The following is a 12,298-nucleotide window of genomic DNA, read 5'->3' on the forward strand; positions in this document are numbered from 1 at the left end:
AAAACCTGTTAGGTATTTATTTTTTATCTAAACTAATAAAAAAATCTAGTGATACCTAACAGGTTTTGGAAACCTGTTAGGATAAAAACCTATAATCAATCAGATGTTCCTATGGAACATTATTATGGGACGTTTATTTTTTCATCAACGGATTTCATCCGTTGCTACCGATGAAATGTTCCTAGCGGAACATATATCGTTGCGAATTATTTAGCTATTTACTGGGGACTGAGGACTAATCACTAACGACTAATAACTATTTACTCACTTTATATTTCTCATTCGCCGTCAGCATTTCCCAATTATCAGTTCTAAATGGCGATGCTGGAAATTTTTCTTTATTAAAAAGATTAATTGTTGTATCGTCGTCTGCCCAGCCGTAATGCACTGCAACGGGATTTTGAACATTATCGCTTGAAACGATTATTTTGTTGTCTTTAATGATCGCTTTCGCGGAATGAAAAACTTTGTCTGCACCAGCGATCTCGAAACCTTTTAATTCTTCATTATCTGAAGTTGATAATCCGCTGCCGATGTTATCGAAAGTAAGGATAATTTGGTTTCCTTTTATTTGTTGAGATTTATAAGTTGGTCCGCTGTGAACTTGTTTTTTGCCGTAAATATTATTCATCGCAATCGCTGCCAGACGCAAACCAATGTCTTGTTTGTTGGTTGGGTGAATGTCTTTTGCATTTCCAATATCGGTTGTTACGGCCATTCCAGTATTTGGCAATTTTAAAGTTTCAGATTGTGCTTCGCGAAGTTCTGCCCAACGGCTTCCTTTTTGGCTGTTTCCTCCAAATTCATCGAAAGTGGATAATTGAACAAAATAAAAAGGGAAATTACCTTGTTTGAATTTTGTTCTCCAATCGTTTATCATTAATGGAAATGACTTTTTGTATTCTGCCGCTCTCCAAACATTGGCTTCTCCTTGATACCATAAAACTCCCTGCATCGCATAAGGCACTAATGGATTTACCATCGCATTGTACAACAAGGAAGGATAACTGTTTGGCGAAACTTCAATTCTCACTTTTACTACGTTGAATTTCCAAAGTCCTTCTAACGGAAGACTCGAATCTTTAAAGTCGATTTTTAAATCTTGCGGATCGCCGTAAATTCCGCCGCCGCCGCTGTAATCTGTAATTCTTACTGCGATTACGTTTGTTCCTTCTTTAAGAACATTTGCTGGAATTTTGTAAATTCTTTTGGCATCCCAAAGATTGTTTGTTCCAATTTCTACTCCGTTTACAAAGGTTTTGTCTTCGTCGTCAACTTTTGCTAAATGTAAAGTGGCTTCTTTTTTGGCTTGTTCTGCTGTTAAAACAATGGTTTTTCGCATCCAGACAATTCCGTCGATATTGCTGATTTGCTGATTTTCCCAAAGTGAAGGCACTTTTATTTCTGGCCAGTTTTTATCTTGGTAATTTGCGTTTTTAAATTGATCTTCGTTTTCCATTGAAACATCAAAACCTTGTACCTTTTTCAGATTGTCTAAAACTGATTTTTTATAGGTTTCAAAAATGGCATTGATATCTACGGTTGGAACATCAGCAATCATGGCTTTAAAATCAGGACTATTTTCAAAAGCTTCACGGCTTGTCCAAGTTTCAACATTGGTTCCGCCCCAAGAAGTATTGATAATTCCGATTGGGATTTTTAATTCTGAATACAATTTTCTAGCGAAATAATATCCAACTGCTGTAAAGTTGCCTACATTTTCTTTATTTGCTACTTCCCATTTCCCTTGTTTTAAATCGTCTTTTGGAGTTCCGCTTAAATCTTGCGCAACGCCAAAATGACGAATCATTGGATAATCTGCACTGCTAATTTCTTTTTCAGAATTCATGGTTTTGAAAACCTGAAATTCCATATTCGATTGTCCGCTGCAAATCCAAACTTCGCCAACCAAAACATTTTTGATCGTGATTTTATTTTTTCCGATAATGAGTAATTCGAAAGGTCCACCGGCTTTTTCTGGACTTAAATTTACCGTCCATTTTCCGTTTTTATCGGCCGCTGTTTTCTTAATTTGTTTATTAAAATGAATTTCTATACTTTCATTTGCATCGGCAAAACCCCAAATCGGAATTTGCTTGTCTCTTTGCAAAACCATTCCGTCAGAGAATATTAAAGGCATCCTTACATTAGCGCTAGATATCGCACTAAATATCAATAAAATAAAAACTATTGATTTTTTCATATTTTCTAATTTAAATATTTTTGAACCACATAAGTGATATAAGAGATTTTAAGTTTTAAATTTATTCATTTCTAAAATTTACTTATATCACTTGCATGATTTAAAGACTTATTTCTATTGTAAACCTTCGATTAAAGCATTTAAAGCCTGTGTATCGAAGACGGTATTATTGCTTCTATTTATAATTCCAAAACCGTTATTTCCTGTACTTCCTTCGTCCCAATAAAAAGGTAATAATCCGTTTGCTTTTGCTGTTTTGACTACCGTTTTTAAATAATATGCTCTCGAATTTAAATGTAAAGTCAAAGCATCTCCTGTCAAAGTTGTTCTTCGAATTGCTCCAAATTCTCCTAAAAGAACTGGAATTCCTTTGTCTACAAATTGGGTTTTCATCAATTTGAAACTTTTCTCTAAATCAGCTTCTTCACCCCAACTTGCATTTCGTTCTGTATCTGTTGTTGAGTGAAAACCAACTCCCCAATAATAGAACATTTTACCCCAAGATTCGTCTTTGGTTAAACCAGCAAAATTCCACGGAGAATAATAATGTACTTCGACCATCATTCTGCCTGTAACTTTATCTACTGGCAATGTAGTCATTAATTTGTTTGTTTTTTCAATATCTGTAGTTGGACCTTGAACTACTAAAACACGAGTAGCGTTTTTCCCTCCTGTTGAACGAACGGCATCAATAAATGTTTGGTGATATGAAGTTAAAACTGCCATTTGTGCTGCATCTTCAACCGCTGGTTCGTTGGCGCTTGCAAAAAGTAAATGCTCATCGAAACCTCTTAAATGCGTTGCGATTTGTTCCCAAAAAGCTTTTTGTTTCGCATTATTTTCATCTTTTTTAGCTTCGGTAATATTGTTTTCCAGCCAGCCTCCATCCCAGTGAATATTGACCACAACATACATATCATTGTCAACACAATATTGTACCACTTCTTTTACTCTATCCAGCCATTCAGTTTTGATTTTTGCTGTTGCTGCATTTTCAAGATTCTGATTCCAAGAACACGGAATTCTGATCGCATTAAATCCGTTTGCTTTTACAGCATCAATTAAGGCTTTTGTCACTTTTGGATTTCCCCAAGCGGTTTCGCCTCCAGTTGCTTCTAAAGTATTTCCGATATTCCAACCTAATTTAATTTTTGCTGCCAATTCAACTGCAGAACTTCCCATTCCTGATGCATCGGCTGCAATTGGATTAGTGTTATAACTTGGATATAAACTTCCTGCTGCTTGAGAAACTGAAATTGCCTCAGAAGCAAGTTCACCGCCACTTAGTGTAATAACTGCATTTCGCAGAGCCGTAGTCGTATTTTCTAAAGCAGTAATTTTTACTACTGTTTGTCCCGATGTTCCAGTAGTCTGACTTAATTTTATCCAACTGGCAGAATTACTCAAAGTCCAAGTGACGCCATTAGAATTAATCGTTATTTCAATTGTATTTTCTTTGCTTTCAAAATCAATTTTGCTTGTAGTAGAAGAAAGCGTTTTTATAGTTGGAGGAGTCTCTTCTTTATCTGAACTGCAAGCTAAAACTCCTAAAAAAGCAAAGCACAGTATAAAGCTCAAGACATAATCTTTGATTGTTTTTTTCATTTGGTTTGGTTTAAGTTAAGTGTAAGTCTTTAAAATCAACGCCAGCTTTTTATGGGCTGGCGTTGAGAGTTTGGTTATTTTATAGCAACAACAATTTATTTAACTGTTACCTGAATTTCTTTTTTGATGTCTCTAGAAGAAGTTCCTACTTTAATAGTATATTTTCCTGGCTCAACTGTCCATTTTTTAGCAGCAACATCGTAATATGCTAATTCTTTTACTGGAACTTTAATGGTTACATTTTCTGAACCTCCAGCTTTAACAGCAACTTTTTTGAAACCTTTTAATTCTTGTGCTGCACGTGTAATTTTAGAATCTGATTTCGCAGTATATAATTGAACTACTTCTTTTCCGTCTACTTTTCCAGTATTTTTAACTTCAACAGAAACTTCAATTACATCAGTTTGAGCATATGAATCTTTATTCGATTTTGCATTATCAAGCGCGAAAGTCGTGTATGATAATCCGTAACCGAAAGGATATAATGGCGCTACGTTTTTAGTATCAAACCAACGGTATCCAATCAAAAGTCCTTCAGCGTAATTTACTGTTTTATCTCCAGGGAAACTGTTTGTTGCGTGTGCAGGAGAATCTTTTAATTGTTTAGGCATTGTCCAAGGTAATTTTCCTGACGGATTTACTTTTCCTAAAATAACATCTGCCAAAGCATTTCCTCCTTCAGATCCGTTAAACCAACTCCACACTAAAGCTGAAGTTTTTTGGCTCACTTCATTAATATCAAATGGAGCACCAGCAACCATAACTACAATAGTTTTTGGATTAACAGCCAATACTTGTTTGATTAATTCTTCTTGTCCAAATGGCAAGTGTAAATCTCTACGGTCTGAAGCTTCTGTTTCGTAATCACGGTTTGAACCCGCAAAAATAATCGCCACATCAGAGTTTTTAGCTGCTTCTACTGCTTCTTTAACTTTTGCTGGATCTAGTTCATCGATTGTAACCGGTCCATTAGCCGTAATATTTCCTAAATTTCCTCTGTTCTTCTTATCGTAACGCTCTAAATATCCTTCAGCATAATTAATTTTAATTGATGCAGGAAGTCTGTTTTTAAGACCTTCAAGAGGTGTAACTTCTCTTTTTGTTTTTACTCCAGCTCCAAATCCGCCAAGAGCATTTTTCTTTGTCGCATTGTTTCCAATCACTGCAATAGATTTTACTCCATCCAATTTTAACGGTAATGCATTGTTTTCGTTTTTCAACAATACAATTGCTTCAGCGGCAATTTTGTAGGCATCTTGGTAATGTGCTTCGGTTGCAATGCTTCCTTTTGCACGCTCGCCTCCGCCCATTGCTTTCACTTGGAATAAAACTCTTAAAATACGTTTTACATGCAAATCAATTTCTTTCTCAGAAACTTCTCCAGATTTAACTGCAGCGATTAATTTATCGGCCAAGAAAAATTCATTGAAAGGTTTTGGTGTTCCCATTTCAATATCTAAACCACTTTTCAAAGTTTTTGCTGTAGAATGAACCGCAGCCCAGTCTGAAACTACAACGCCTTTAAATCCCCATTCGTCACGAAGGATTTTATTCAGCATATAATCATTTTCACATAAATATTCCCCTCTGAATTTATTGTAAGCACCCATAATACTGTATGCTTTTGCTTCTTTAACCGAAGCTTCAAAAGCTGGAAGATAAATTTCGCGAAGTGTACGTTCATCAATTTGTACATCTACAAAATCGCGATTCGTTTCCTGATTGTTTGCTGCATAATGTTTTACACACGCCATTACATCTTTTTCTTGTAGACCTACAATCAAAGGCACCGCGATTTTTTTATTCAAAAATGGGTCTTCAGACATATATTCGTACGTTCTTCCTCCAAGTGGCGTTCTTACCATATTGATGGCTGGCGAAAGTAACATGTCTTTATCTCTTGCACGTAATTCTTCTCCTAAACTGGTTCCAAAAGTATGCGACATTTCTGCATTCCAAGTTGCTGCCAAAGCGCCTCCTGCTGGATAATATGTTGCAAAATCGTTTGTCCATCCGGCTGGAGCCCAATTATCTCTTGAGATTTCTTCACGAACTCCCAACGGACCGTCGGCCATTTTTAATTCTGGAATTCCTAAACGTTTTACACCTGCATTGGCAAACATGCTGTTTCCGTGAAGCATTCCAATTTTTTCTTCTAATGTCATTTGCGAAATCAATTTGTCGATTTCGGCATCGTGATCTGTGCTTATTTCTTTTCCAACGTATTCTTCGGTTTGCGCCGAATTTGAAGCTAAAGTTTGCGCATCATTTTTACAAGAAGTAAACAATGCAAAAACCAAAGCCGATGAAAGGAATATCATTTTGTTTTTCATAGATAGTTAGGTGTTTTTTGATTTAAAGATTTTTGATTCCTCACAAATCATCTTTAAATACCGTTAATACTATTTTTATGTTTGTGGTTTTCTCTTTATTATTGTTTAATTAAATTCAGCATTACAACATCATTTTCGTTGATTTTAAATTCTCTGCTGAAAGTTCCTTTTGCGTCAATTGTAATTTTTTCTGTTGAAATTGGCGCGCCGTTATTTTTTTCTTTTATGGAATTGACTTGCTCACGTGTTAACTGACTTGGTTTTTTCATCGACAGATAATCTGCGTAAGCGTCGTTTACTTTATAACCAACTTTGTAAATTTCTAAAAGATATTTTCCTTTCTGTATTCCGTCAATCTCCACTTTTACTTTTCCTTTTTCTTTTGATGGAAGATCCTGAATGTAATAAGTTTGGTTCCAAACTTTATCGCCGGGATGTGTATTCGTAAAATCCCATAATAAAACTTGTACATCGCCTTTTGCATTTTTGGAAGTCCAAGAAGCTTTATCACTGTTTTGAAGTTCTGTTTCTCCTAATTTATTCATTAAATAATAAGAGAAATATGCTGGCTTTTTAATTCCCTGCGTATTCAACAATCCGAAACCGCCGTGAAAAGGCGTGAATCTTGGTCCTGGTTCTTCAAAAACATCGGTAAAAACCCAATATGACATGGAGTTTGCCGCATTTCCAACTTGCTTGAGTTTTTGCAGAATGTAAGCTGCCGAATGATAACTGTCGTGAATTGGATCTGCTGGTGTATAAGAAGAACTCCACTCTGTGTAATGCAATTCTAAATTTGGTTTAGCCGAATTGGTAATCTGCTTACGCGAATTTATAACATCTCCGTTTACACTGTTTACATCTGGACTCAAAACTGTTCCAGAAGTTCCGAATTCATCCAAATATCCTTGGTTTACACCATAAGTATGTGTTGAGATAAAATCTAGGGGCACATTATTTTTAAAACAAAAATCAATTGTTTCCGGAACCCATCCTGCGCCTGCCGTTGCGGGTCCGCCAACTTTGTATGCAGGGTTTACTGCTTTTACGCCACGGGCTGCATAATCGTATAATTTAAAATAATCTGCCTGTGTTCCTGTCCAAAAACCTGGGGATAAGTTAGGCTCATTCCAAACTTCAAAGTACCATGTTTTTACTTCTTCGTCTCCATAGCGTTCTTTAAAATGCTGAGTTAAATTTCGAATTAAATCTTCCCATTTTTTATAGTCTTTTGGAGGCGTAACGTTTCCTTTCCACCAAAAAATAGTTTCTTTTCCGCTTGCCAAAGCATTCGGCATAAAACCTAATTCAACAAACGGTTTCATTTTTAGACTCACAATATAATCGAACAAAACGTCTACATATTGGTAATTGTATTCTGGATTTCCTTTTTCGTCTTCACGATAAACGGCCATATCATCGGTCAATAAACCATGAAAACGGATGTATTTAAAATCACATTCTTTTTTTACCAATGCCAATTGCTGCTGCCAGTCTGCACGAAGACCTTCATTTGCTCTTCCCGCACCGATGCATTCTTTGAACATGGTATTTAATTTTCCTGCTTCTTTTTTGAAATCTACTTTTATAATTCTGTTTTGAGAATCAGCGTTTGTTGCTTGTGCAAATGATTTAAAGCTTGCCAAACCAACAAAAACAAATAGTATTACTAGGCTTTTTTTCATGTTTAAGTTTTATTCTTTTACAATTATTTAGCTGAAATTTTCTTTTTCAGAAGTATGTTATCTGAAGAATTTCCGATCTGGATTTCGGTTGTGTTTTTTTCAAGTTCGAACGCTTGTTTTGCTGTATTCCAATATTCTAAGTCTTTTGCTTTTACAATCAAATCAACACTTTTGGTTTCTCCAGCTTTAAAGAAAACTCTCTTAAATGCTTTCAATTCTTTTTCTGGTCGTTCCACTTTCGATTCTAATTGTTTTACGTAAAGCTGAACTACTTCATCACCATCTTTATTTCCAGTATTTGTGACAGAAACTGTAGCTTTTAATTCTTCATTTTTCGAAATAGTTTCAGAACTCGTTTCAATCGAATTGTATTTGAAAGTCGTATAACTTAATCCGTGACCAAAAGCATATAATGGTTTCTTTTTAAAATACATATAGGTTCTTCCATTTCGAATGTTATAATCCAATAATTCCGGAAGATCGGTAATATCTCTTACCCAAGTTTGCGTTAAACGTCCTGCAGGATTATAATCTCCAAATAAAACATCTGCCAATGCCGTTCCTGTTTCCTGACTATTCTGAGCCATGTGTACAATTGCTGGAACATTTTCCTGAGTCCAATTGATTGCATAAGGAAAACTGCTGATTAATGCGACCACCGTTTTCGGATTTGCCTGATAAACTACCTTGATCAAATCTTCTTGTTCTAAAGTTAGAGACTGGCGGTCAACCGCTTCTTTTCCTTCACTTGGAACTGGACAATTTGCCCATCCAGCATTACAAACAGGGTGATTTCCAACAATGACAATTACAAAATCTGCTTTTTTTGCTATTGTTGCTGCTTTTCCGTCAATGTTATTTTTTGCGACTAAAACTTCGACATTATTCCCCAGCTTCTTTTTTATTCCTTCCAAAGGTGTAATAACATAAGGAGGCGTTCCGCTGTACCAGTCTAAAAGCACTTCATCAGCCCGAGGTCCAATAACGGCAACTGTTTTTATTTTTTCCTTTTGCAAGGGCAAAAATCCCTTTTCATTTTTCAATAAAACAATAGATTTTTGAGTTGCCTCTAAAGCGATTTTCTTGTGCGCTTCTGTTTTCCAAGGATCGATTGTATCTTTATCTTTTCCGATTTTCGAATATGGATTTTCTTCTGAAGCATCAAGCATTCCAAGTTTTATCATTACTCGGTAATTTCCACGCAAAACTTCATCAAGATCTTTTTCTTTCAAATATCCATTAGAAAGAGCACCATAAATACCATCTATAAATTCATCCAAAAATTGGTTAATACCCGCTTTTACAGCTGCAGCCGCTCCTAAATATTTATCTGCATAATATTTATGATCTGAAAGAAGCAATTTAAAAGCACCTCCATCGGTACAAATAATACCATTTTGGCCCCATTCTTTCTGCGTAATATTTTTAAGCATCGGATGTACCATTGCTGGAATTCCATTTACTTTGTTATACGCCGCCATATAAGCACGTGAGCCTCCTTCCACAACTCCCATTTGAAAAGGAAGTGCGTAATATTCTCTCCAGAGTCTTTCATCAAAATCAGATGATGTATAGGTTCTTCCGTCTTCATTGCTGTTTGCCAAAAAATGCTTCATCAACGAAGCCGTTTGCCAGTATTTGGAGTTATTTCCTTGTAAGCCTTTTACAAAAGCAACTGTCATAATTCCGTTAAAAAAAGCATCTTCTCCGTAACTTTCTTCAGTACGTCCCCAGCGCGGATCTCTTGCAATATCTGCATTTGGAGCACGAACTACTAGTCCACCTCGATTGTATTTTTGCAAAGCAAAACGGGTTTCATAGCCTTCAACATTTGCAACTTTTTGAAGAAGTTCAACATCCCAAGTTTCTCCTAAACCATACGCTTGAGGGAAAGTGGTTGTTGTTAATGGCTTTTTATTTTTTCCTCCCCATTCACCTGGTCCGCCCAAAGCCAATCCATGTAATCCCTCTACATGACCTGTACCAATAAGTCCTAATCTTTTTACTGACGGATTTGTGCTTAGAGCCTGAACTTTTTCATCCAGCGTCATCAAAGACAGCAAATTGTCAATACGCTTTTCAGTATCTAAACTCGGATCCTGAAAAGGATATTGCTTTTGCTGTGATAACATCAAATTAGCAGATAAAAGAAAAAAGATATAAAGAATACTGTTTTTCATTTTTTGGAAGAAGGACTAATTTTTTTGGGTTGTGTTTTATAATACCTAACAGGTTTTAAAAACCTGTTAGAATATTCAAATCTCATCGTTGCGTAACGAAACCCGACAGGTTTTAAAAACCTGTCGGATTTTAGAAATTAATAATTACAATTTTTTAAATCTCACTGCTCCACCACCAGCTCCGCCTAATTTCAATTGTAATTTATCTGAAGCTTTTACTGTTTTCTTAGAAATTGCCACTGCTTCTGGATTATGCGTTTGATCTGTTCCTTCAGCATCTACATAAATCTGAGCTTCATAGGTTGCATTTGGATCTAAGAATGATAATGAAACCTCAACATTTCTTGGTTTTTCGTTGGTCAAAGTTCCTAAATACCAATCAGCGCTGTTTCTGTCTTTTCTTGCTGTTGTGATGTACTCGCCAATTTTTCCTTCTAAGATTTTAGTGTCTTCCCAATCTGTTGGAACGTCTTTTAAGAATTGTAAAGCTGGTTTTCCTTCATAATTTTCTGGAAGATCGGCTAACATTTGAATTGGAGAATAAATTGTAACATACAATGCCAATTGCTGTCCAACTGTTCCCTGAATTCTTTTTCCTGGATAGCCCTGTTTTACCTCAACATCAAAAATTCCAGGTGTAAAATCCATTGGTCCAGAAAGCAATCTTGTAAACGGAATAATACTTAAATGGTTTGGCGGATTTCCTTCGCTCCAAGCGTTATATTCTTGTCCACGCGCTGCTTCTCTCGAAACCATGTTTGGGAAAGTTCTTCTTTCTCCAGTATCTTTTATTGATTCGTGGTATAAAACCGCTAAATCGTATTGTGCTGCCTTTTCTAAAATGTATCTGAAATAATTTACTCCAAACTGTCCGAAGTGCATTTGTTTCATATTCAATTTAGAACCTACGTGACCGATTTTTACGGTATGGATTCCCAATTTTTTGTATAAAGCAAAACCTTCGTCAACTTCTTTTAAGTAGTTAATTAAGTTTGAACCTGTTTCGTGATATCCGATTAATTCGATGTTCTTTTTCTTTCCGTATTCAACCACTTTTTCTAAGTCGAAATTGTCTGCACTTTTTGTGAAACTGAACATGTGCATACGGTTTTCATACCAACCCGGTGTCCAGCCTTTATTCCAGCCTTCAATCAATAAATGGTTGAAACCTTCTTTTGCTGTAAAGTCGATATATGTTTCAGCATTTTTAGTTGTTGCGCCTTGTTTGTCGCTTTCCCAGAAAGTATATTTTCCAATGTGCATTCCCCACCAGATTCCTAAATACTTGTATGGTTTAAAATAGCTGTTTGTATTTTTTAATTTGTTTGGTTCATTTAAATTTAAAACCAAATAAGAAGTAATCAATTCACCTGGATTTTCTCCAATTTGAAGTGTTCTCCAAGAAGAAGTGAAAGTATCTTTTACACGAACTTTAACTCCGTCAGGCCAAGGCACCAAATCCGATTTTAGTTCTGTTCCTTTATTATTCACTAAAGTCATACTTGCAAAATCGATCAAGTTTGCTTCGTGAAAACTTAAAGCCAATCCGCTTTTGCTTTCAATTGTTAATGGCGTTAAAACGGTATCCAAAGTACTTACTGGCGCATCTTTAAAAAGATATTCGTCACGGTTTTCTCTGTTTGCGGGAATCCACCAAGCTTTTCCGTCTTCTTTTAAGTTAAAAGTTGTTTTTTCATCCATGATGAAAATACTGTCTTTTACATTTTGTTTTGGATACACATATCTAAAAGCAACTCCATCATCAAAAGCACGAAACTGAATTTGTAATTTTCTTTTGTTTCCTGTTTTTTGCTGTAAATCGACTACCAATTGATTGTAGTGATTTCTGATATTTTTCTTTTCTCCCCAAACTTGTTCCCAAGTTTCGTCAAACGTAGAAGTTTTTGCTCCTTTAATTTCAAAATTTGAACTTAAGTCTTCGTTTCCTTTCAATACAAATCCCATATCTGACGGAGAAATTACTTCAGTTTTTCCGTGAGAAACTGCATATTTTGGAGCATTTTTTACTAACTCAAATTTGATTTTGTTTTTTCCGTCTGGCGATGCCAATTCGTAAGCGTTTTTCGTTTTTTGACTGTAGCCTATTGCTATTGAAAACAATACGGCTGGGAGAATTAGATAGTTTTTCATGTTTTTTGGTATTATTTTTTTTGCCACAGATTAAAAGGATTTTTTTGTTTGCGGATTTTTTTCTCGCAGATTTGGCAGATTTTTGCAGATTTATTTTAATCTTTTTAATCCTTTAATCTGTGGCTTAAACTTTTTTAAACA

6 protein-coding genes are annotated in these 12,298 nt (G+C 35.6%); all 6 read right to left on the bottom strand.

What is annotated here, in order from left to right:
- Positions 1–256: 256 nt before the first annotated feature.
- Entirely contained in the window at positions 257–2,203 is a 1,947-nt protein-coding gene (locus tag DM444_RS13190) for a sialate O-acetylesterase (RefSeq protein WP_111287364.1), read from the bottom strand.
- A gap of 114 nt (positions 2,204–2,317) precedes the next feature.
- Positions 2,318–3,808 (bottom strand): cellulase family glycosylhydrolase, encoded by a 1,491-nt coding sequence (locus DM444_RS13195; RefSeq protein WP_111287366.1) that lies wholly within the window; start codon positions 3,806–3,808, stop codon positions 2,318–2,320.
- Positions 3,809–3,903: 95 nt separating this feature from the next.
- Entirely contained in the window at positions 3,904–6,141 is a 2,238-nt protein-coding gene (locus DM444_RS13200) for a glycoside hydrolase family 3 C-terminal domain-containing protein (protein WP_111287368.1), read from the bottom strand.
- 98 nt (positions 6,142–6,239) lie between these two features.
- Positions 6,240–7,826: a GH39 family glycosyl hydrolase gene (locus tag DM444_RS13205; protein WP_111287370.1), complete on the bottom strand. Its 1,587-nt coding sequence runs from the start codon at positions 7,824–7,826 to the stop codon at positions 6,240–6,242.
- 23 nt (positions 7,827–7,849) lie between these two features.
- Positions 7,850–10,006: a glycoside hydrolase family 3 C-terminal domain-containing protein gene (locus DM444_RS13210; RefSeq protein WP_111287372.1), complete on the bottom strand. Its 2,157-nt coding sequence runs from the start codon at positions 10,004–10,006 to the stop codon at positions 7,850–7,852.
- A gap of 144 nt (positions 10,007–10,150) precedes the next feature.
- Entirely contained in the window at positions 10,151–12,157 is a 2,007-nt protein-coding gene (locus tag DM444_RS13215; RefSeq protein WP_111287374.1) for a glycoside hydrolase family 97 protein, read from the bottom strand.
- Positions 12,158–12,298 lie beyond the last annotated feature (141 nt).

This window comes from Flavobacterium ginsenosidimutans, assembly GCF_003254625.1.
Classification (GTDB): Bacteria; Bacteroidota; Bacteroidia; order Flavobacteriales; family Flavobacteriaceae; genus Flavobacterium; species Flavobacterium ginsenosidimutans.

Coding starts and splice junctions, on each gene's coding strand:
- DM444_RS13200 (WP_111287368.1), bottom strand. CDS start 6,141: ATGAAAAACAAAATGATATTCCTTTCATCGGCTTTGGTTTTTGCATTG.
- DM444_RS13195 (WP_111287366.1), bottom strand. CDS start 3,808: ATGAAAAAAACAATCAAAGATTATGTCTTGAGCTTTATACTGTGCTTT.
- DM444_RS13205 (WP_111287370.1), bottom strand. CDS start 7,826: ATGAAAAAAAGCCTAGTAATACTATTTGTTTTTGTTGGTTTGGCAAGC.
- DM444_RS13190 (WP_111287364.1), bottom strand. CDS start 2,203: ATGAAAAAATCAATAGTTTTTATTTTATTGATATTTAGTGCGATATCT.
- DM444_RS13210 (WP_111287372.1), bottom strand. CDS start 10,006: ATGAAAAACAGTATTCTTTATATCTTTTTTCTTTTATCTGCTAATTTG.
- DM444_RS13215 (WP_111287374.1), bottom strand. CDS start 12,157: ATGAAAAACTATCTAATTCTCCCAGCCGTATTGTTTTCAATAGCAATA.